Raw genomic sequence first — 21,844 nt, 5'->3', positions numbered from 1 at the left:
TTTAAAATTTAAAGTTAAAGGAAAAACCTAGATTAGTAGAGCGTTCTACCTCATTGTAATTAAAATGTGGTGCTAATGATAAATTATCGTCTATATTAAACTGTAGTAAATGGGCATCTACATTTGCATCTACAATGTTTAATACATATAACCCAATGGTGACTAATAAAGATAATTCTTTATTTTCTCGTAATTGTTCTTGTGCATTTATTAAACCATCATCAGAGATTCTTCCGTAAAATTCATCGTCTGTAAAGCCTGCTAATCTACGTTTATAAGCATCGCGATAGCGATTATAAGCATTATTATTATCTATATAAAAGTAAACACCTGTACCAATGGCAGCGTATACAATAGGAATTTTCCAATATTTTCTGTTATATGCTTGTCCTAAACCCGGTAATATTGCTGAATAAAAAGCTGCACGTGCGGGAGCTAATGGATCTGTTAATCTGGATTCTTTTTTAGAAATATTATTAGCAAGTGTATCGTTAGTTGTGACTGCATTTGCTTCTTCGGTAACGATAATCTTAGCATTGTCCACAACAAGTGTGTCTGTAGATTTGTTAGGTGTTACAGATTTTGATTTACCATCATCTTGCGCTAGGCTATTTAAGCAGAATAAAAATGAAAGTAGAGTAGTTATAAAAAATTTACTTTGCACTCTGTACAAGTTTTTTTATACGATTAAAATCTTCTTCAGAGTGAAATGGAATGGTGATTTTTCCTTTTCCATTTTTAGCCACTTTAATATCGATTTTATGACCGAAATAATCTGAAAAATCTTCGATACTTTTAGTCACAAATTGTGGCGTATCGTCTTCTTTTTTCTCTGGTTTTTGAGGATCTAAAGATTTAGTTTCGTTATAATTTCTTACTAAAGTCTCCGTATCTCTAACAGAAAGTTTTTGTTTTAAAATACGGGTATAGATATCTATTTGAGTACTTTGGTCTTCAATATTAATAATAGCACGACCGTGTCCCATAGATATAAAACCATCTCGCATTCCTGTTTGAATGATTGGGTCTAATTTTAAAAGGCGTAAATAGTTAGCGATAGTCGATCTTTTTTTACCAACACGCTCGCTCATTTGTTCTTGTGTTAAATTAATCTCATCAATTAAACGTTGGTAAGATAATGCGATTTCAATAGGGTCTAAATCTTGACGTTGGATATTTTCTACCAAAGCCATTTCTAGAGATTCCTGATCGTTTGCAATACGTATATATGCAGGAATTGTTTTTAATCCTAAATGCTCGGAGGCTCTAAAACGGCGTTCACCAGATACTAATTGGTAAGTGTTAAAATCTAATTTTCTAACGGTTATAGGCTGAATAACACCTAATTCTTTGATAGATGAAGCGAGTTCGCGCAGTGATTCTTCATTAAAATTAGTACGTGGCTGAAATGGGTTCATTTCAATAGTATCTAATTCTAATTCTACAATATTTCCTATAACTTTATCTGCATTTTTGTCTTGAACCGAGTTTATATCATTACTAGGGTCTTTTAACAATGCAGATAATCCTCTTCCTAATGCTTGTTTCTTTACTGCCTTCGCCATATTCTTATTTAGGAGTTTTTATTTATTACTTCTTTTGCCAAACTTAAATAGTTAATGGCACCTTTACTACTAGCATCAAAGTTAATAATGCTTTCTCCAAAACTTGGAGCTTCACTTAAACGTACATTTCGTTGTATAATTGTTTTAAAAACCATATCGTTAAAATGCTTCTGAACTTCCTCTACTACTTGGTTTGAAAGTCTTAAACGCGAATCGTACATGGTTAATAATAATCCTTCAATATCTAATTCAGGATTGTGTATTTTTTGAACACTTTTAACAGTGTTAAGTAATTTTCCTAATCCTTCTAATGCAAAATATTCACATTGAATAGGTATAATAACAGCGTCTGAAGCTGTTAATGCATTAAGGGTAAGTAAACCTAAAGATGGAGCACAGTCTATAATAATAAAATCATAATCGTCTTTAATTTCAATTAAAGAGCGTCTCATCATATATTCTCTATCATCTTTGTCTACCAATTCAATTTCAATAGCCACTAAGTCTATATGCGATGCAATGATATCTAGATTAGGTGTATCTGTTTTTAAAATGGCTTCTTTAGCTGTATTAGTATGTTCTAATAACTGGTAGGTTCCAATTTCAATAGTTTCTACATCTATGCCTAATCCAGAAGTGGCATTGGCTTGAGGATCGGCATCAATTAGCAATACTTTCTTTTCAAGCACCCCTAATGAGGCTGCTAAATTAACAGAAGTGGTAGTTTTTCCTACACCTCCTTTTTGATTTGCAATTGCAATGATCTTACCCATTAATAGTTTGGTTTTAGTAGGTGTAAAAATACAACTATTTATGAGTTTTAAAAATGTAACTTGTTAACAAATGTTAAGTGAAATTTCTTTTTTATAATGCGAGTTGTTTTGGATATAACCTAAAGTTAGCTGTTTGAGTTGAGAATATGGAATTTAAAGGTGTTTTAATGTTGTAGTTAAGCAAATATTGGTGTTCGCAAAAGCAATTTATTTATTTTAATTGTAAAGAAAATTAATTTATGTCTTTTTAACGTTTTAAGATGCTTTCGCCTAAATTAATGTCTAAAGCCATGTCTTCCAGGTTGGTGTTTTCTAAAAATAATTTTAATTCACCGCGAACCGATTTAAACTTTGCATGCATAGGGCATGGATTACTTTCACTACAGGTGCTTAATCCTGTGCCACAATCTTCATAAACATGGTTTCCATCTATAGCAGTAACAATATCTGCCAAAGTAATATTTTTCATTTTTACTTTTTCAATTTCAAAACCTCCATGCGCACCTTTTTTAGAGCTTACAACATTGTTTTTTACTAGTTTTTGTAAAATTTTAGCTGTAAAAGCTTCTGGTGAATCAATTTCTTTAGCAATTTCTTTTGGACTAACACGTTGATTTTTTAAAGAGTTTACTGCGATAAAGATAGATGCTCTAATGCCGTATTCACATGCTTTTGAAAACATAGTTTTTGGGTGTTGGTTTTAAAACATCAACATAAAGTAAGGATAAATTTATCCGAATTAAATGAGTTGATATTTTAAAAAATTAAATTATTCTGGTTGTTAATTTGTTATAATAGTATGTGTAACTGTTTTTTAAAGGTATAAAATAAAGTATTATGTGTAAATGACTAACATCAGTTTTTAGTTTTTTATTGAAGACTCAGAGAGTTTAAATAAGTGCAGAATAGCTTATAACTCCCAAAAATAAGGCGTTTATAGACGGTTTTTATTTTGTGTAATTTTTTTAATAAAAGAGAAAATAATCTCAATTAAATATAAAAACGTAGTTTTAGGATGTTCTCTGTAATAAAATGTTGAGGATTTGAACAATAGTATCATAAAATCCTGTCTTACTATCTAAAGCATAAAATGATTTATACGTAGAAAGTAAATTATAATGCGTTTTATGATCATTATCTACTACTAACAAAATGTCTTTTCGATTATAAATAGCAAGACAATCCATAATTTGGATCAGTAAGTCTAATGTTAGGTTGGTATGAGATATGATGTAAATGGCATGGTTATCATTTTCAATAGCTTGTTTTGAAATGACTTTAGCAGATGTGGACGTGGGGGAAAGGTCGACGTCAAAGCCAGTATTAGCTAACGCTGATGCTTTAAAATTTACATCCCTATCGCTAGCATCTTGATGTATATTAGTAAGTAAAATACGCGGACGACGCCCTTCTATTTGAGCAAATGTGTTACAACGTTTTTTTGCTGTTAACATGGCGTCTATATTAGTTTTCATTACTAAGTTGACTTAAGTTATTTAGAATCTCACTTAGTGTAGCTTGTTTTTTAACAGCACTAATACATAGTTTTAATATGTTTTCGGGAGTATCGTTAATATGTTTTTTTAAATTTAAAAGCGCAAGTTTTACAGCTTTTTGATCATGTGCAGTAAAAGTATTGTTTAGAGCATTGACTTCAGATTTGTATATAGATTTACTGGTATCTCTTAAAGGCTGCCTGTCTTGAATAAGATCTGGGTATTGCCCCGTTTTTAAATAGGTTTCAAATAAATTCCAGGTTTTAATTGCAATGTCATGCGTTTGTTTTTCTACATAAAAACTGCCTCCCCAAGGATCTATTGTTCTTATAATTTGGGTTTCTTTTTGCAAATATAATGGTACGTTTTTATGTGAATCGTGTGTTAATTTAGGTTGAGATATAGACTGTACACCTCCAAAAATTGCAGTTGTTGTTTGAAGTGTTATTTGCGTTAAGGTATCGCAAGTATTAAGCGAGCTACTAGGTTGTATTACAGTATTTATATGCAAAGCTAATGCATGGTCTTGTTTGGGATTAAAAGTTTTTACAAGCTTACTCCATACCAGTCTAGCAGCGCGAAGTTTAGCTATTTCAGTAAAATGATGTAACCCAATAGAAAGGTTAAAGGAGATGCGTTTAGCAATATTATCTATTAATATTCCGGAATCTAAGCCCTTTTTTAAAAAATTATATCCAGAAATTAACATGCAAGTCAATTCAATTTCGGGAGCAGTTGTGTTATTATGGTGTCCTGAAATTTCTATTTTGTTGAAATTTGGTAAAAGTGAATTAGAAAATATTAACGCATCTACGTTTAAAGTGTGTGTATGCAACTCGTGCTTTGTGACATTAATGTAAAAACCACCTTTTAAAGTGTCTGGTTTTATACTTTGAGATTCTGCTAATACTACTAAAAAAGCAAGTGTTGGTATAGCTTGGTTGTTATTTTTTATAAAAAACACACATTCGTTTAGAGAAATATCTTTGAAAATGGTTTTAAAGTCTGATAAAGTCTCTAAGTTAATTAATGATTTAAAATCTAAAAGAAATTGACGCTGCCCAGCTTTAAATTGCGTTTTAAGAAATAGATTATATTCTTCGCAATTTTTTGGAGTATCTAATTTTAAATTTTTCCAAGGCGATGTTAAATACATGGTTGATGAAATACCTCGTAAAAACGGAGGTATACCTGCAGCAAAATCTAAATGTTGTACATCTTCTAGAACGTCGCTAGTATATACTAAATCGTCATCTAAAGTCTGTGTAACTTTTTCTTTTGTGTTTATTAATGTGATATGTTGCAGATTTTTTCTACTCATGTTAAGATTTTGATGTACTATTTCTCAGATTGTAATTTGTTTTGTTCTATGTGTTCCGCTAAACGTTTAGGGATAATAGGTTCAATAAGAGTTTTTCTAGGATTGTGTTTTATAAATGGATATAATTCAAGCTTTTCCTTTATTTTTTCTTTAGAGTTAGAATGGGTATTAGCACCAATTATTAACTGGGTTTCAGAATCAAATAATGCTTGTTCTTTATCTGCACTTTCTTTTATTTTTTTCTGAATTAATCCTTCTTTTAGTAATTTTAAAATTCCGCCATTAGCTTCAATATCTTTAAACAATTCGAGTGCTTTTTCCGCTAATTGTTGCGTTAAATTCTCAATGTAATACGAGCCGTCTGAAGGATTGCAAACAGCACCTAATACGTTTTTTTGTTTTAAAAGATGTAATTGATTTCTAGAATTTTGTTCGCTAGTATTGTGTTGTTTTCTATAAATAGAATGGTGTGCGACATTGCAAATGCTATCTGCCCCGCCAAGTATAGCGCTCATGTATTCTGTAGTGAGTCTAGATATATTAGTTTTACTACTGTATATTGTTTTGTTACGTTTTGTTGGAGTTGCTAGAATATGGCATTGGGTGTTTATATTATAGGCCGAAGCCAAAGTGTGCCATAACATACGTAAAGCACGGATTTTTGCAATTTCAAAAAAATAGTTTGAACCTATGGCAACTTTAAATGTTAGTTCTGTTTTTATGTCTTTAGAGAACCGATTTAAATACTCATTTGCATGTGCTAAACCGTAAGCTAATTGTTGTTTGATTGTAGCGCCTGCATTTTGGTAATCAATTAAATTTATACTTAGGTTGCTCTTTAAATGGTTAGAAGATTTTAAAATAGATTCTAAAACTTTAAAATCTGTAGACATGGATTTGTACCAATTTCCATCTGTTATTAAATGTCCAATAATATCAAAATTTAAATAAAAATTGGCCTCTTTTTCTTGAGCTATGGTATTTAATTTTGAGACAAAACTAGAATCACAAAATTGTACATTAAAATATATAGGTGTTTTAGAAAGGTTTATATTTTTAAGTAAAACATTTAAATCGCATTGAGTTGTAGGTACAATAAAAAGTATAGCATCTGCATGGTTGTCTAATGCATGACTAGCTATTGTGTTAGACTTTTCTTCAGAATTAACATATATGGTTTGGGTAATTTTAAATGGAGATAAAGACGATTTAAAGTTGAAGCTATCTTCTTTAAAATCGTCTTCATTGTAAAATGGCTTAACATTTATATCTTCTGGGGTTTGCCAAATTAAAGTCTTATTATAATCGGCACCATTTAAATCGTATTGAATTTTTTGTTTCCACGCTTTAGCAGATACTGTAGTAAAATCTTCAAACAAATTGGTGTTATTCATGCGAATTTACATTTAAACTGTCTTCGTACTCAATAATATAAATATCTTCGTTTTCACGCTTTAAATAATACGTTTCTCTAGCAAATTTCTCTAATCCATATTCTGTGTTCAACTTTTTATAGGCTTTCCGATCTTTATTGATTTCATTAATGTAATATTCTTTTTTATCGTTTAATTTATCGATATCGTTATTTAATTCATTATGAATTAGAAAAGAATTACTATCAAAAAAAAGCATCCAAACAATAAAGCCAATCCCAGGAATTACAAAAGGATTTTTAAAGGGTTTTACATATTTGTTATTGAAAAATTTCAACTTCATATTAGCTTTTCATTTATTATCGTTCTCACGATATCTATAGCAACAGTATTAAATTTATTATTAGGGATAATAATGTCAGCATATTCTTTCATGGGTTCAATAAATTGCTGATGCATTGGTTTTAATGTGGTTTGGTAACGGTTTAAAACTTCATCTAAATCGCGACCACGTTCTGCGATATCTCGTTTTAAACGTCTAATTAAACGTTCATCACTATCTGCATGTACAAATATTTTTATATCGAATAACTCGCGAATATCTGGGTGAGTGAATATTAATATTCCTTCAACAATCATAACTTTTCTTGGATGCGTTAAAACGGTATCTCCAGTTCTGTTATGTTTCACAAAAGAATATACTGGTTGCTCTATAGGTTGTCCAGCTTTTAATAGTTTTAAATGTGTTACTAACAAATCGAAATCGATAGATTTTGGATGATCAAAATTTATGCGTTTACGTTCGTCGTAAGAAAGGTGAGAGGTGTCGTTATAGTAAGAGTCCTGAGATATAATACCAACTTCAGCTTCTGGAAGTTCGTTTAAAATTTGATTTACTACGGTTGTTTTTCCACAACCTGTTCCACCTGTAAGACCTATAATTAGCATTGATTTTTGTGTTTAATGAATGGGCAAATTTAAGACTAATTCTTGGGAATAATTTTAACTATTCCAACATTTTCAATTCCAACATAAATAAATTCATCAGGACCTTGTACTACAGCGCGTACACGGCCAATATCTTCTAGTATGCGCTCTTCTTTTATAACGCTATTATTTTTAATGATACAACGGTTTAAATATTGAAATTTTAACGATCCAACTAGTATATTGCCTTTCCAACCCGAGTATTTGTTAGATGTTACGTAACACATCCCTGATGGTGCTATAGAAGGTGTCCAATGATGAATAGGGGATGCCATGCCTTTTTTTTCGGTAAAATCTGATATTGATGTACCCCAATAATTAATGCCAAACGTAACCACAGGCCAACCGTAATTTTTTCCTTTAGAGATGATATTAATTTCGTCACCACCTTTGGGGCCATGTTCGTGTGCCCAAATGGTATTGGTTTCAGGATTTAAAATCATGCCTTGCGGATTTCTATGACCGTAAGTATAAATGGCTTTTTTAGCTTTTGGAGTATTTACAAACGGATTATCTGAAGGGATACTGCCATCGTCATGTAAACGATAAATTTTACCACCATCTCGTGTTATATCCTGAGGGTTTTTATCGCGCTGTCCGCGTTCTCCAATACTAAAGTAAAGGTAATTGTTTTGGTCGAAAAGAATTCGGGATCCAAAGTGATCTCCGCTTGTATAATTTGGGGTTGCTTTGTATAAGAGTTCTTTATCAATGAGGCTATTATTTTTAATTTTTGCACGCATTAGTGCTGTGTTTGCACCAGAGCCTTCCCCTTCAGAAGATGCGTATGTAAAATAAATCCAGCCGTTGTCTTTATAATTTGGGTGTAATGCAATATCTAATAAGCCACCTTGTCCTAATCTAGTTATTTTGGGTAAACCTGAAATATTGGTTTTTTTGCCATTTTTAAAATGCACTAATGCACCAGACTTTTCTGTTATTAGCATTGCATTGTCTGGAAGAAAAACAAATCCCCAAGGAATATCTATGCCCGAAACAATAACTTCATAATCGTAAGTTGAGGAGCTAGATTTTTTTTCTTGAGCACAAGCAAAAAAATGAAGTAGTAAAAGTGTTAGTAATAAATGTTTTACGTGTTTCATTAAATTGTTTTTTAAATAATTATTTACAATTTAATAAAAAAATAGTTTGTTTTTAATAAAAAGATGTATATTTGCACCCTCGATAATTTTTCGGGGTGTAGCGTAGCCCGGTTATCGCGCCGCGTTTGGGACGCGGAGGTCGCAGGTTCGAATCCTGCCACCCCGACAATAGTCAATATTAAATTGATTCAAAACCTTGTAAGTCTTATGATTTACGAGGTTTTATTGTTTTTAGACATTCATTTAAATTGATGTCATATCAATCTAATTGGTTCACACTTTTTAAATCATAAAAATGTGAATCGATTGACTAAAATACGGGTATAGTAATAGTTGATTTGACTTTCGTTTTAACTCAGGTTTAATTTTTAAGACAACAGCTATGCAAACACAATCCAACTTCAATGTATTGTTCTGGGTACATGCTACTAATGTTTGCCTTGGTCGATTGTAATAATTTTTACGACTCATGCGAATTTGTGGTAACATTTGCTGTGTCTTGTGCCGAAACATTACGTCATCAGAATTCTCCAACTAATGCGGTCATGATCTTTTTTCATACCAACGGATTTCGTAAGGACCTGCCACAATATTACCGCAATATAATTATCAAAACAGAAACGCCTACTAATTCAAACTTCGACCTAATAAAAGCAGCTTACAAAGCGCTTGATTGTATTTATATAAAAGATTTTCATCACAAAAAGGTAGGAGTAATTGTCATGAATTTAATGCCAGAAAATCAAAAACAATTTAGTCTATTCTCCAACGATAATCCAAAGCACCAACCCTAATGGCTATAGTCGACAGGCTAAATACGTCTTACGGAAACAATAAAGTAAAGTTTGGTGCTCAGTCTCCTCGGCCTCCAATGGAAAATGAAAGAAGAACGCTTATCTCCCAGATATTCTACACATATCAATGATCTTATTCGGGTAAAGGTTTAGGTTCTTAAATTATTATAAATCGTAAAAAAGTAAATGTTATAATTGAAAACTTCTTGTTTTAATTTCGATAGTTATCTTGATACTTCCTATATAATGTTAAAAAAAACATTTCTTACCAACTATAAATCCTCATATATCAAATATATAATTTAGGTGAATTTAAGTTGTATGTAAAATATATTTAAACGAAATTAAACCTTAATTATAGGTCTCCTTTACTTTTAAGTTAAAATGAAAGGAATATCTTATATGTTATTTGTAAAATAGTTACTTTTTTGTATTAAAATAATCATTAACTTATTAATAATAACCTGTCACTTAAACTTTAAGCATCATGAAATTAGAAAAGATATTAGATAAATTAGGATCAATTGAAAAAAATTCTTTTATCAAAATAATAGATAATATCATATCTAAAAATCCCAGAAATATTAAGGAGATAAATAAAATATTAAGTTCTACAGATAAAGGATTAAAATCAGTTGACAATCAAAATATATCTAGAATCTTTGAATTAACTGAGAAAGAATTTCAAGAACATATAAATTGTGAATTTCAAGAAATTACATCTCAATTAGATTTATTAATTGATATTATTATTAGAGATGGAAATTGTATAATGAAACAAGATTGGTTTTCACGTTTATATGAAAAAGAAATTAAAAATTTAAAAACTAAAATTAAAAATTTAAATGCAGATTTTGATAAAGACAAATCAGAATTAAGTCCATCAAGAATCAGGGATTATAAAATTTATAAATCTTGTCTTAAAACTGCTTATCATAATGATGTTGATAATAATAGAGAAGCTAGAATAACTTCAGATGAGTTATCCATTTTACTTACATTAGCTAATCAGCTTGATCTTTCACAAGAAGAAGAAAAGTTAATTAATTACTCAATTTTACCGGTAAAAAAACTAGATATACAGGAAGTTATTAAGAGTTTGAAAAACATAGGTGTGATTTTCTACTCAAACAAGGAAAATACTATATATGTAGCTGACGAAATAGTAAGATTATTAAGAAAAGTAAGACAGCAGGAAGTTGCTGATAAATTTTATCGAAGAACACTTAAACTTTTAAGAGAGCCAATAATAAACAAAATTTGTAAAGACCACAATATAGATAGAAAGTTACCGTATTCTGTTAAAATTGAAGAAATAATAAAAGAAGGAGTTTCATTTACTAATTTACTTTTAGATGATATTTATAAATCAGGAAGTAATCTTACGGAAAAGAAAAAAACGCTAAACGAGCTTTGTGAGAAAGGGTTAGGTATAGCTAATTTGAAAGGGAGCGTTCTAGAAGATAAGATAGTTAGTTTAATTGAGCACTTTGAAAATATTGAAAAAGATGAAAAAGTTGGTATTTCTATTGATGGTTTCGACAAATTATTAACTGAGCTAAATTTATCATTACCAAAATTAAATAAGCAAATTAAAGATCAATTTGAGTTGCAAGATGAATATGTATTAAAAGCAGACTTTCTTTTGGATTACAATATAAAACCTAGAGATATTTTAGATCTAATTGAAAAAGAGGACTTAACTAAATTTATAAAAGAAAATGAAGTAAAACAAAGAGGTGATGATATTTTAAATATCCTTGAACATTATAAAGATGTAGAAAATCTCTATTTAGAAAATTATGGAAATGTGGCATATCGTAATCTGAATTTATTAAAGGAGAATGGGATAATAATTAAAGAAAGTGAGTTAGGCTTAAAATTCGAAGAATTAACTTCAGTTATATTTCAAAACTTAGGGTTTAATGTTGATGAGGTATATAAAAATGAATTAAATACTAAAAAGGACATGATTGATATTCTCTTAAATTTAGGCAACGATGAAGTGATTATAGTTGAATGTAAGACAAGTAAAGAACGGGGGTATAATAAATTTAGTACTGTCTCAAGACAGTTAAAATCATACCAAAATGTAGCACTTAAGAATAATCTTCGAATAGTTAAAATACTACTTGTAGCTCCAGAATTTAGTGATGACTTTGTAACAGATTGTGAAATGGACACTGAAATGAATTTATCCCTAATTACAGCTTCGACACTCTTAAATATTTCTGATGCTTTTAAAATGTCTAAATATAAAGAATTTCCTCATGTGCTATTTAGAGATATAGTAATTAATGAAGATCGTATCGTAAAAGCTTTAAGTAAGTAATAGTAAATATTAAAAGCTATTTGTCATTCTTATTAGTGATGCAGAAATTTTGGATAATCGATTAGTACGTGATAGTGGTGATGGAACAATTTTTTGTTTAAAAATATGCTCATAATTAAAAATTGATACTGAAAAACTTCGTTGTAAAATATAATTAAAAACATATATCAACCTAGAACCTCTGAATCAGGAGGAGAAGTCTTTTTTATGCACCTTCAGAAGGTGGGCAAATTGGAAATGCCTATTTAAGATACGCTCTTAGATACATATTACGAGTATTGTACAGATAAGTTTAGAATTAATTGGCCTATGATCAGTTGTTAAAACAATTAACAATTGGGAAAGGGAAAGAGCATTAAACTTAAGGTTGAGTAACCTCAAAGATTGTAAAGATTACATATTTGAGTATTATATTTTACAAGTAATTAAATTAGACGATAAATAAATTATATTTTTAACTAAAAGTATAATGGTATGAAAGCTTCCTTTTTCGAAAACATCTATAATCACCCAAAGATTAAAAAAGAAGATTACAAAAACATAATTGATGCCCATACAAAAGTTGAGTTTTCAAAACATGAAATCATATTACAAGAAGGCAAAATAAGCAATTCCTATTTTTTAATAAAAAAAGGATTGTGTCGTTCGTATGTAATTGATTATAAAGGCAACGAAATTACTACCGATTTTTTTGGTTCTGATGATATTCTAATTGAAGTCGCGTCTTTATTTCTTCGTACACCTTCTAAAGAAACCATTCATGCCTTAACGGACTGTGAAGTATATAAGATAGACTTCAATGATTTCCAAAACTTATTTAATACTATTGAGGGGTTTACAGAATGGGGGCGTAGCTGGATGTCCCAGCAACTTTTTATGGCAAAACATCGTGCTGTTAATATGCACACACAAAGTGCCTCAGAACGTTACTTACATTTGTTGAAAGATAAGCCACAAATTATTAAAGAAGTACCATTAAAACACATTGCGACTTATTTAGGAGTTACTGATACTTCTTTAAGTAGAATAAGAAAAGAAGTAATGTCTTAACCTGATAACTTGCCATAAGACAAGATTTAAACGACTTTCTTTTTTCATTTTTGTAATGCTAACAATTTAATAATAAGAAAGATGAAAAAATTTAATCCTGTGGTTTGGTTCGAGATTTATGTAAACGATATAGATAGAGCTGCAATTTTTTATGAACAAGTACTTCAAGTGATGTTGGAAGACATGAGTGATCCAACCAACGGAAATGTCCAGATGAAATGCTTTCCTAGTGACATGGAAAATTATGGTGCAGCAGGGGCTTTGGTAAAAATGGAAGCAGTTAAACCTTCTACTAATGGTAGTCTTATTTATTTTGGCTGTGAAGATTGTCAGATTTTAGAAAATAGAGCTGTAGAACATGGCGCTGAAATTATTCAAGCCAAAATGGGTATCGGAGAACATGGCTTCGTCTCAATTGTTAAAGATACTGAAGGTAATTCTATAGGATTTCATTCGATGAACTAGCAAAAATAAAATAACTCTAAATGACCAAAATAATTTCAAGTCCTAATTGCGGGAATTCGCCTAAGATGGCGTTTTTAAAACAGTTTAACATAGCATTTGCTGAAGGGAATGTAGCATTTTTGGTTAAAAATGTAACAGACAATATCGTTTGGAACATCATTGGTGATAAGAACATCGAAGGAATTGAAGCCTTTGCAGAAGAATTGGAAAAAATGAAATCTGTAAAAGTCTCTGAATTAATTTTAAACCAAATTCTATCCCACGGTAAAGAAGGAGCTGCAAATGGGGAAATTACAATGGAAAACGGAAATCAATATGCGTTTTCAGATTTTTATATATTTCAAAGTGCAAAGGGTGTAAAGGTGAGAGCCATTACATCCTATTGCTTAAAAATATAAATTGCTTGATAAAATTGAACGTTATTAGGCAGATAAATGCTATCTCTACCAGTGTTGAGGTTTTTAAAACCAATGTTGACAATCAACAGTTAGCCCATAGAATAATTACAGACCTCAATCAACTATACTCCGATTACCGTATCAATTTCGATTTAGAAGATTGTGACAAAATATTAAGAATTGAGAGTCATAATGCAATTGACATATTGGGAATTATTAACTATGGTAAGTATAAAAATATCGAAATTGAAATCATAAATTGATAATTTATTTTGGCTATTTCCTCTGTTAAAGCAATTATTCTCAGTAGGTTTTTTACGTTACTACTAGCCTCATTACTACAGTTACCCTCTTTCATAAACCGATTTCGGAAAATCGCTTATTCTAGTTTTCGACACAATAGCTGATTAGGAGAAAAATTTATGGATGAGTAGTTATAATTTTTCAACATATTAATCAAAAAAATTAAAAGGAGAACTTACTGTACTAGGAGTGATATTTAATCAGTTTTAAATTATTATAAATTTTTAAATACCTTAATTATAAGATTTTGTTATTTGGTGTTTTTTATGGTGGTCTCACATATAATTTCTAATTACCTTATATCGCTTACCTTAAATTAAAAATCATTTTTTTATAACAGAAGGTCTAAAAGTGTTTTTGTAGATAGCTTTTAGTTTAAAATTCTTTTGTTTTTAGTGAAGGCTACAATAGATTTATTGATGCCATATCAATCTAACCGATTTACACTTTTTAAATCGTAAAAATGTGAACCGATTGACTAAAATACGTGTATAGTAATAGTTGATTTGACCTTCTTTTTAACTCAGGTTTAATTTGAAGACGACTATGCAAGCACAATCTACCTTGAATGTATTGTTCTAGGTAAATGCTACTAGAAATTAGCATTTTATTATCGGATGAGATGGATAAAAGGTAGTTCTTTATAATGCCAATCAGTAATTATTATCCCAATTTTTAAACGTTTTTATAACTAATTGATAATATAACGCAGATTACTAATTTAATTACTTGTTATAATTTCGTCAATTAATTTTGTTTAAAAATAAATAGACATGTTTTCATTTCGATGGCTTTTTTGCATCTTTTTTTCTGTTTCACTTTCTCTTTATTCTCAGAACGCTTATAAAATACATTCCCATAACGATTATAATCAAAAATCACCATTTTGGAGAGCATATACAAGTGGTTTAGAATCTATTGAAGTAGACGTGTTTTTGAAAAATGATATGCTATGTGTGGCACATGAAGAATCTGAAATAAGCCTCCAAAACACATTAGAATCATTATATCTTGAACCTCTAAAAAAAATCTCGACTACACCTTTAGGAGAAGCTCAGGAGGTTCAGCTTCTTATTGATATAAAATCTGAAGCATATGCTACGCTAGAAGCTATTGAAACGGTTTTAAAAAAATATCCTGAGCTAATAAATAATAAAAAATTACATTTTGTAATATCTGGCAATAGACCTTCTGTAAAAGATTACAACAACTATCCTGATTATATTTTATTTGACTATCAAAGTCTAGAACCTATTCCAGATAAAAGTTTAAATAAAATTGCTTTAATAAGTTTAAGTTTTAAAACGTTTTCAAAATGGAAAGGAGCATATGCTTTAGACGACAAGGAGTATAATCAAATAAAAAAAATTGTAGATGCAGCACGTGCTCAGGGAAAACCATTTCGGTTTTGGGGAGCACCAGATACAGAAATAGCTTGGCGTACTTTTAATAAAATGGGGGTTAGCTTTATAAATACAGATCATCCGTTATTATGTGCTAATTACCTAAACAAAGTTAATAATACAGTTAAGGATATTAAAGTCGCTTTTATCTCTGATATCCATTTTCAAGATATATATGGGCAGCTTTCAGATCACTCTTTTAAAGGTGTTTTTAATAAAGAAACTAACACGTACACACTGTTAAGAACTATGGATGCACAATTGCATTCTACCAGAATTTTTAATGAAAATTATTTTGCTCTATTTGCTGCCTTAGATGATATTGTTGAAAGAGGAATAAAGTATGTTGCTTTACCAGGCGATTATACTGATGATGGACAAACAATTCATTTAAGAGGATTGCAACGTATTTTAAATGCATATGAAACGAAACATGGATTGCAATTTTTTATAACCACAGGAAATCATGATCCTGTGGGGCCTTTTGCTCAAGACTCTGGAAAATCAGACTTCATGGGAGAAAACGGTCAGACTCAAGGCATTTATAGTTATATAAAGACATCGGAGAAGAGTTCTAAAAAAGTACCAGATATACTATCAAAAGATTTAAAAAAAATGGGGTATGAAGGGGTATTAAACCATTTAAAATCGTTTGGATTTTATCCTCAAGAACACTATTTATATTGGGCGACACCTTTTTCTAAATACACGCCAGAGACTTATACCTACCAAAACGCTTTAGATGCAGCTTTACTAGACCATAGATTGTATGATATGATGCCTGGTTATACAATACCAGATGCAAGTTATGTTGTAGAGCCTGTACCAAATTTATGGCTTCTTGCTATAGATGCAAATGTATATTTGCCAAAGGATTATATATCAGGAAGAGCTATAGATCCAAAAAATTATAAGGGAGCTAGTATTGGGTATAATAATGTTTTAACACATAAAACGCATCTATTAAAATGGATAAAATCAGTTTCAGAAGAAGCTAAACGTTTAAATAAAACTCTAATTACATTTAGTCATTATCCAATTATAGATTTTAATGACGATGCTTCAAAAAATATAGAGTCGTTTTTTGGCGGTAAAAAATGGCAATTAGAACGCATCCCGGTAGAAAAAGTGGCGCAGTCGTTTTCAGATGCAGGAATCACCATACATGTAGCGGGACACATGCATATAAATGATACTGGTGTTAGAACGTTTGAAGATGGAAAATCAGTCGTTAATATTCAAACACCATCTATTGCAGCTTATATTCCAGGTTATAAAATTTTAAATATAAAAAGTGATAAAACTGTAGAGGTCACAACAATTACTATTGATAGTGTGCCAAGGTTTAATGAACTCTTTTCGCTCTATGAAAAGGAATATAATTATTTAAAACAAAATGAACTTCCGTTATGGAATCATGATATTTTAAATAGTAAATCTTATCATGACTTTACCATGTTTCATTTAAAAGAGCTGGTTCGTTTACGTTTTCTTGAAGACGATTGGGAACCTAATTTTAAGGATGTAATGTTAAATCTTTCTGGAGAAGATTTACTTATAATACCTTTTTTAAATACTAATAAAGATTTAAACATGCTTATTCAGCAGAAAGAGTTATATAAAACAGATTGGGAGGCTGCTAAGGTTAAAGCAGAATTAGCTTTACAAGACACCGCCTTTAATTTAAATGATTTTAAAGGTTGGAGTGGACTAGATATAATCTTTGATTTTTACAGAATTAGAAATGCCGATGTATTAGCTATTTCAGATATAGGAGAGAAGCAAATTGCTATTTATAAATGGTTATTTTATGTTACAGATTTTTATATGAAAACCAATAGTGATTTAAATCGAACTAAACTATTAGAGTTTTATAATATATTTTCTAAGTTTTTAAATGGTGCTCCAGCAGATCATTTTAGTATTGATTATAAAACGGGTAAAATACAACCTCTTGATTGATTAATCTCTAATTTCCTGTTACAGGATTCTCTCTAATGTAGGTGTTATTTTTAAACGAGATGTGGTAGTCACTTTTAAATAGCTTACTCGGTAAATAATAATCTGTAGTAATAATTTGTGCGCCAGAAAGCTTGGCCATGTTAAAATGCGAATAATCATTTGCTCGGGCTTCTTTTGTACCTGCATCTGCGCGAGTTCTAATAATATAGCCTTTAGAGACTAACGTTTTAATGGAATTATCTTCAGGGTTGTTTCTAAATAAAGTAGCGGCTTCAGGTGTTCCTGGAGCTGCATTAACAAACATCACGCGGTTTTTTAGAGCTGCATGATCCTCAATATATAAATCTCTTTTACGGCCAGAGTCGTCTAGAATAAAAAGAAATTTACCTCTAGCGGCTTTTAATTTTGGCCAATTATTATGTAACACAGCTGCCTCTAATGTTGCATAATTACCTCTTACAACATCGGGAGTAATTAATTTGTTTATACCTAAACCTTTTATTAAAGCGATATCTAGTTCATTAAAGAGCTGTTTAGAAAATGTTTCTGGCATGGTGCCAAATACATTTTCTTTTCCATCTTTAGCTTCTAAAGTTATAAATATGGGGTCGTGGTTTGGATTTAAATCAGACCACGTTTTTAAATCGTTTAAGCAGCTTTGTAATGTGTAATAATGTGTTCTAAAATCTATATCTAGAATGTGTAAGATTTTAAAACCAGGCTGTAACATTTCGTTTCTAGGGTCGTAACTTTCATCTATGTCTGTTAGTTCTAAACCTTTCGGATTTGCATACGAACCACCTTTAGAATCTGCAAATACATCAATTTCAAGATTTCTTAATCCCATATTTAATTGATCTACTATAGGTATATGTTCGTATTGTAAAGCTTGTATACAATGTGTAGTATCTTTTTTTTCTAAAACCTCATACAGTTTGGGTTCTATCTCTTTTTTATAACTGTTATGAGAACCGATTACTTGAATTTGATTAATTCTCAAAGTATCGAATTGACAGTTGCCTTTGTAGCACAATATGCAGAATAAACATACTATAATATAACGTTTCATAACAAGATAAGTTTTTAACTACTAAAATAGATGAGTATAATTAAGTTAATGTTAGCAAATTAAAAACAAAACTTTATCTATTTACAATATTGAAATTAAGTAAAAAGATGTAATGTTTTCTTTTTCAGTTAATTGAGTTGATTGTTTAGGGCTGTTGTGTTCGGGTTAATTTAACAGTTGCATAACTATAAGCTAAATTCTATGTGTTTAAAAATCGATTAATTTGCTTTTTAATTTTGCGTATTAAATTTTTGTTAAACATTCTCTAATTAACTCTTAAATTTTGTAGCCTATGATTTAAATAAACAATTTAATTAAACTTAAAAACATAAAAAAAACCGCAGTTGCTGTAACAACTACGGCTTAAATAATTAAGCATTGTAACACCAATAACTTAAAATGTACTCTAAAAATAAATTTTTTTTATTAAAAAATATAACTTTTTTAATATTAACATTACTAACAAACCAGATAGGATATTCTGGGAACATTGAATCAAAAAAACTAATTCAATCCAATTCTAATCTTCAAAAAACAATTCAAGGTAAAATTGTAGATGAAGAAGGCCTTCCTTTATTAGGAGCTACAATTTTATTAAAAGACACAACACGAGGTGCTTCGGCAAACTTTGATGGAGAGTTTTCAATTGAAGCAGAAATTGGACAAACACTTCAAATATCCTTTGTAGGGTATGAAACTAAAGAAGTGATTATCGATTCGGAATTTTTAAACATTACATTAAATCCTTCAAGTGCTGTTTTAAATGAAGTTTTAATTGTGGGATATGGTCAGCAAAAAAAATCAGATTTAACAGGTGCTGTAGCACAACTTTCTTCAAAAGATTTTAAAGAAGGTGTAAATATTTCGCCAGATAACTTAATTCAAGGTAAAGTTTCTGGTGTGCGTGTAATTCAATCTAGTGGAGAGCCAGGAGCAGGTGTAGATGTATCTATTCGTGGTGTCGGATCTATAAGAAGTGGTAGTACGCCTTTATTTGTGGTAGATGGCGTGCCATTAAGTAACTCTAGTGTAAGTTCTGAAAGTCCAGACTTTGGCTTGGGGAACTCTAGTGCAAAGAACCCCTTAAACTTCTTAAATACTAGTGATATTGCCTCGATAACAGTATTAAAAGATGCTTCTGCTGCAGCAATTTATGGTGCTAGAGGTTCTAATGGAGTTGTAATAATAACAACTAAACAAGGAAAAACAGGAGATGCAACTATTACTGTAGATTCATATTTAAGTGTATCCTCTGTAATTAAAAAAATTGATGTCTTATCTGCAAATGAATATCGTAATGCAATCAATGATGATGCTTATGATCATGGTGGTAATACAGATTGGCAAGATGAATTATTTAGGAATGGTGTCACACAAAACAATAACTTTTCTTTTTCTAAAAAGACAGAAAGCGGAAATTACTATACATCATTGTCTTTAATGGATCAAGATGGTATTGTTAAAAGTAGTACGTTTAAAAGAGCTACAGCACGTTTAAATGCAGAAGAGTCTTTCTTCGATAAGAAGCGCTTGAAGATAAAAGTAAACTTAACGGCAAGTCAAATTAATGAAACAGGAGTTCCAAATGGTGCAGATGCAGGATCAGACGGGCAATTAATTATTCATGCTTTAATGGCTAACCCTACACAACCTGTTTTTGATGAGAATGGAGAATATACAAACTTTAACCTCAATCAAAATTATAACCCAATGTACTTATTAGATATCTACGATGATCATACAAGTACGTTAAGAGTTTTAGGTAATGTTGAAGCATCATTTAGAATTGTTGATGGGTTAAATTATAAATTTAATTATGGAGTAGATCGTTCTGTTTCAGAACGAAACTCAACAATTTATCCAAACGTAACAGATAGAACTCCAGAAGGAGCTTATGTGCAAAATAATTTAGACTCAGAGAACACCTTAATGGAACATTACTTAACGTATAATTTCGATTTTAATAAAAATAATTTTGAAGTATTAGGTGGGTTCTCTTATCAAAAATTTAATTTCTCTGGAACTAATTTCTCTTTAACAGGAATAGATGAAAAAGATACAGGTGTTGCTCCAGAATATGATCCGGGTTATTCTGGTACACAAAATGGCGTTAGTGGTTATGCTCAAGAAAATGAGTTACAGTCTTACTTTGGAAGATTAAATTATAATTACAATGATAAATATTTAGTTACGGCATCGTTACGTGCAGACGGTTCTACACGTTTTGGAGAGAATAATAAATATGGTTATTTCCCATCTTTTGCTTTAGGTTGGAACTTAGATCAAGAACAATTTTTTAGTAATGTAGACAATTTAAATGCTTTAAAACTAAGACTTAGTTGGGGAGAAACAGGTAACCAAGAAGTGCAAAATAAAATTACACAAGCCAGTTACTCACAATCTGCTTCAGGTGGTTATTATTTATACGACGATTATAACTTAATTAATGGTATTGTTGTTAATAGAACCGCCAATCCAGACTTAAAATGGGAAGTTGTAACACAGTTAAATATAGGTGTAGACTTTAGTTTATGGAATAATAGACTTTATGGTTCTTTAGATTATTATAATAAAACCACTACCGATGCGATATTAAATATTCCTGCAGAACCGTTAAGCCCAACAACTACTGTGTGGAAAAATATTGATGGAGAAATTGTAAATAAAGGATTCGAATTTAGTTTGGGTTCACAGATTATTAGTACAGAAAATTTTTCTTGGTCTTTAGATGTTAATGGGGCAACATTAGATAATGAAGTAACAAATTTACCAGTTTCTGAATTATATTCAGGAAGTGTAGCAGGTCCAGGTTTATCAGGTGTAGCAGCAAATATTTACAAAAGTGGTTATGAGGCAGGATCGTTTTTTATGTTGAAGCATTTAGGCTTTGATGAAAATGGCGTTGATATTTTTGAAGATATTAATGATGATGATATCATTAATAGTGACGATCGTCAGATTTTTGAAGGTGCTTTACCTAATTTCACTTACGGAATTAATACAAACCTTTCTTATAAGCGTTGGGATTTAAGTTTAGCATTTATAGGACAAACTGGAGGGTTATTAGTGAACAATACTAACTTAGCATTAAATATTAATAACATAGTTTCAGATAGAAACGTGTTATCTGAATTTTATTATGATGGTGCTAGTTATACAAATACACCTCAACTGTCTACTTTATATCTCGAAAAATCTAATTTTTTCAGATTAAATAATGCACGTATTGGTTATTCTTTAGATGTTGAAAAACTAAATTTAAATTGGTTAAAAGGACTTAATTTTTATGTAAGTGGTCAAAACTTGTTCACCATTACTAATTATTCAGGTTACGACCCATTGGTTAACAGTCCACGTGCTACAAATGGAAATCAATCTATAGGTATAGACTATACAACTTATCCATCTTCTAAGACTTATATGTTAGGAGCAACATTAAAATTATAATTT

19 protein-coding genes and 1 tRNA gene are annotated in these 21,844 nt (G+C 30.4%); 9 read left to right on the top strand and 11 right to left on the bottom strand.

Features of this window, described 5'->3' with window-relative positions; all coding sequences use genetic code 11:
- Position 1: 1 nt before the first annotated feature.
- The 10 genes from FNB79_RS16725 to FNB79_RS16680 all read right to left on the bottom strand — a co-directional run bounded on the left by FNB79_RS16725 (position 2) and on the right by FNB79_RS16680 (position 8,618).
- On the bottom strand, positions 2 to 664 hold the full coding sequence (locus tag FNB79_RS16725) for a DUF5683 domain-containing protein (RefSeq protein ID WP_143382450.1): 663 nt from the start codon (positions 662 to 664) through the stop codon (positions 2 to 4).
- A complete protein-coding gene (locus tag FNB79_RS16720) occupies positions 654 to 1,565 on the bottom strand; it encodes a ParB/RepB/Spo0J family partition protein (protein WP_143382449.1) in 912 nt (303 codons plus the stop codon). Before FNB79_RS16720 ends, FNB79_RS16725 begins: the two co-directional genes overlap by 11 nt.
- Positions 1,566 to 1,573: 8 nt before the next feature.
- Entirely contained in the window at positions 1,574 to 2,338 is a 765-nt protein-coding gene (locus FNB79_RS16715; protein WP_143382448.1) for a ParA family protein, read from the bottom strand.
- Positions 2,339 to 2,585: 247 nt separating this feature from the next.
- On the bottom strand, positions 2,586 to 3,020 hold the full coding sequence (locus tag FNB79_RS16710) for an RrF2 family transcriptional regulator (RefSeq protein ID WP_143382447.1): 435 nt from the start codon (positions 3,018 to 3,020) through the stop codon (positions 2,586 to 2,588).
- Between the two features lie 328 nt (positions 3,021 to 3,348).
- Positions 3,349 to 3,813: a hypothetical protein gene (locus FNB79_RS16705; protein WP_143382446.1), complete on the bottom strand. Its 465-nt coding sequence runs from the start codon at positions 3,811 to 3,813 to the stop codon at positions 3,349 to 3,351.
- Positions 3,803 to 5,155: a methylmalonyl-CoA mutase family protein gene (locus FNB79_RS16700; RefSeq protein ID WP_143382445.1), complete on the bottom strand. Its 1,353-nt coding sequence runs from the start codon at positions 5,153 to 5,155 to the stop codon at positions 3,803 to 3,805. The genes FNB79_RS16705 and FNB79_RS16700 overlap by 11 nt, the downstream gene beginning before the upstream one ends.
- 17 nt (positions 5,156 to 5,172) lie before the next feature.
- Positions 5,173 to 6,549, bottom strand: coding sequence for a methylmalonyl-CoA mutase subunit beta (locus FNB79_RS16695; protein ID WP_143382444.1), 1,377 nt, complete (start codon positions 6,547 to 6,549; stop codon positions 5,173 to 5,175).
- Complete coding sequence (locus FNB79_RS16690; RefSeq protein WP_143382443.1) at positions 6,542 to 6,871, bottom strand: FtsB family cell division protein; 330 nt, start codon at positions 6,869 to 6,871, stop codon at positions 6,542 to 6,544. The genes FNB79_RS16695 and FNB79_RS16690 overlap by 8 nt, the downstream gene beginning before the upstream one ends.
- On the bottom strand, positions 6,868 to 7,476 hold the full coding sequence (udk, locus tag FNB79_RS16685) for a uridine kinase (protein ID WP_143382442.1): 609 nt from the start codon (positions 7,474 to 7,476) through the stop codon (positions 6,868 to 6,870). The genes FNB79_RS16690 and udk overlap by 4 nt, the downstream gene beginning before the upstream one ends.
- 35 nt (positions 7,477 to 7,511) lie before the next feature.
- Positions 7,512 to 8,618 (bottom strand): PQQ-dependent sugar dehydrogenase, encoded by a 1,107-nt coding sequence (locus FNB79_RS16680; protein ID WP_143382441.1) that lies wholly within the window; start codon positions 8,616 to 8,618, stop codon positions 7,512 to 7,514.
- A 91-nt stretch (positions 8,619 to 8,709) separates the two neighbouring features.
- Here FNB79_RS16680 and FNB79_RS16675 point away from each other — a divergent pair.
- From FNB79_RS16675 to FNB79_RS16635, 8 genes are all read left to right on the top strand, one after another.
- Positions 8,710 to 8,784 (top strand) — tRNA-Pro (locus FNB79_RS16675).
- A 256-nt stretch (positions 8,785 to 9,040) separates the two neighbouring features.
- Complete coding sequence (locus tag FNB79_RS16670) at positions 9,041 to 9,412, top strand: DinB/UmuC family translesion DNA polymerase (protein WP_185967806.1); 372 nt, start codon at positions 9,041 to 9,043, stop codon at positions 9,410 to 9,412.
- Entirely contained in the window at positions 9,412 to 9,543 is a 132-nt protein-coding gene (locus FNB79_RS17555) for a DUF4113 domain-containing protein (RefSeq protein ID WP_143382439.1), read from the top strand. Before FNB79_RS16670 ends, FNB79_RS17555 begins: the two co-directional genes overlap by 1 nt.
- Positions 9,544 to 9,899: 356 nt before the next feature.
- A complete protein-coding gene (locus FNB79_RS16655; protein WP_143382438.1) occupies positions 9,900 to 11,744 on the top strand; it encodes a hypothetical protein in 1,845 nt (614 codons plus the stop codon).
- A gap of 474 nt (positions 11,745 to 12,218) precedes the next feature.
- Entirely contained in the window at positions 12,219 to 12,794 is a 576-nt protein-coding gene (locus FNB79_RS16650; protein WP_143382437.1) for a Crp/Fnr family transcriptional regulator, read from the top strand.
- 99 nt (positions 12,795 to 12,893) lie between these two features.
- Positions 12,894 to 13,259 carry a VOC family protein gene (locus FNB79_RS16645; RefSeq protein WP_246073300.1) on the top strand — a complete coding sequence of 122 codons (366 nt, stop codon included), beginning with the start codon at positions 12,894 to 12,896 and terminating at the stop codon, positions 13,257 to 13,259.
- Positions 13,260 to 13,279: 20 nt separating this feature from the next.
- On the top strand, positions 13,280 to 13,657 hold the full coding sequence (locus FNB79_RS16640; RefSeq protein WP_143382435.1) for a nuclear transport factor 2-like protein: 378 nt from the start codon (positions 13,280 to 13,282) through the stop codon (positions 13,655 to 13,657).
- A gap of 1,076 nt (positions 13,658 to 14,733) precedes the next feature.
- The gene (locus tag FNB79_RS16635) at positions 14,734 to 17,325 is read left to right on the top strand and encodes a metallophosphoesterase (RefSeq protein WP_185967805.1); all 2,592 of its coding nucleotides are present in this window, start codon (positions 14,734 to 14,736) and stop codon (positions 17,323 to 17,325) included.
- 7 nt (positions 17,326 to 17,332) lie between these two features.
- Here the strand turns inward: FNB79_RS16635 and FNB79_RS16630 are convergent, their stop codons facing one another.
- On the bottom strand, positions 17,333 to 18,325 hold the full coding sequence (locus tag FNB79_RS16630) for a phosphatidylinositol-specific phospholipase C1-like protein (protein WP_246073299.1): 993 nt from the start codon (positions 18,323 to 18,325) through the stop codon (positions 17,333 to 17,335).
- Between the two features lie 468 nt (positions 18,326 to 18,793).
- Between FNB79_RS16630 and FNB79_RS16625 the strand changes: the two genes are divergently transcribed.
- Positions 18,794 to 21,841, top strand: a complete 3,048-nt coding sequence (locus FNB79_RS16625; protein ID WP_143382433.1) for a SusC/RagA family TonB-linked outer membrane protein — start codon at positions 18,794 to 18,796, stop codon at positions 21,839 to 21,841.
- Positions 21,842 to 21,844: the final 3 nt, after the last annotated feature.

Source organism: Formosa sediminum, from assembly GCF_007197735.1.
Lineage (GTDB): Bacteria > Bacteroidota > Bacteroidia > Flavobacteriales > Flavobacteriaceae > Formosa > Formosa sediminum.
Note: the sequence above shows the minus strand (reverse complement) of the source record. Positions and strands in the feature narration are given on the sequence as shown.

Coding starts and splice junctions, on each gene's coding strand:
- FNB79_RS16710 (WP_143382447.1), bottom strand. CDS start 3,020: ATGTTTTCAAAAGCATGTGAATACGGCATTAGAGCATCTATCTTTATC.
- FNB79_RS16690 (WP_143382443.1), bottom strand. CDS start 6,871: ATGAAGTTGAAATTTTTCAATAACAAATATGTAAAACCCTTTAAAAAT.
- FNB79_RS16625 (WP_143382433.1), top strand. CDS start 18,794: ATGTACTCTAAAAATAAATTTTTTTTATTAAAAAATATAACTTTTTTA.
- FNB79_RS16680 (WP_143382441.1), bottom strand. CDS start 8,618: ATGAAACACGTAAAACATTTATTACTAACACTTTTACTACTTCATTTT.
- FNB79_RS16640 (WP_143382435.1), top strand. CDS start 13,280: ATGACCAAAATAATTTCAAGTCCTAATTGCGGGAATTCGCCTAAGATG.
- FNB79_RS16715 (WP_143382448.1), bottom strand. CDS start 2,338: ATGGGTAAGATCATTGCAATTGCAAATCAAAAAGGAGGTGTAGGAAAA.
- FNB79_RS17555 (WP_143382439.1), top strand. CDS start 9,412: ATGGCTATAGTCGACAGGCTAAATACGTCTTACGGAAACAATAAAGTA.
- FNB79_RS16700 (WP_143382445.1), bottom strand. CDS start 5,155: ATGAGTAGAAAAAATCTGCAACATATCACATTAATAAACACAAAAGAA.
- FNB79_RS16670 (WP_185967806.1), top strand. CDS start 9,041: ATGCTACTAATGTTTGCCTTGGTCGATTGTAATAATTTTTACGACTCA.
- udk (WP_143382442.1), bottom strand. CDS start 7,476: ATGCTAATTATAGGTCTTACAGGTGGAACAGGTTGTGGAAAAACAACC.
- FNB79_RS16695 (WP_143382444.1), bottom strand. CDS start 6,549: ATGAATAACACCAATTTGTTTGAAGATTTTACTACAGTATCTGCTAAA.
- FNB79_RS16720 (WP_143382449.1), bottom strand. CDS start 1,565: ATGGCGAAGGCAGTAAAGAAACAAGCATTAGGAAGAGGATTATCTGCA.
- FNB79_RS16650 (WP_143382437.1), top strand. CDS start 12,219: ATGAAAGCTTCCTTTTTCGAAAACATCTATAATCACCCAAAGATTAAA.
- FNB79_RS16635 (WP_185967805.1), top strand. CDS start 14,734: ATGTTTTCATTTCGATGGCTTTTTTGCATCTTTTTTTCTGTTTCACTT.
- FNB79_RS16705 (WP_143382446.1), bottom strand. CDS start 3,813: ATGAAAACTAATATAGACGCCATGTTAACAGCAAAAAAACGTTGTAAC.
- FNB79_RS16655 (WP_143382438.1), top strand. CDS start 9,900: ATGAAATTAGAAAAGATATTAGATAAATTAGGATCAATTGAAAAAAAT.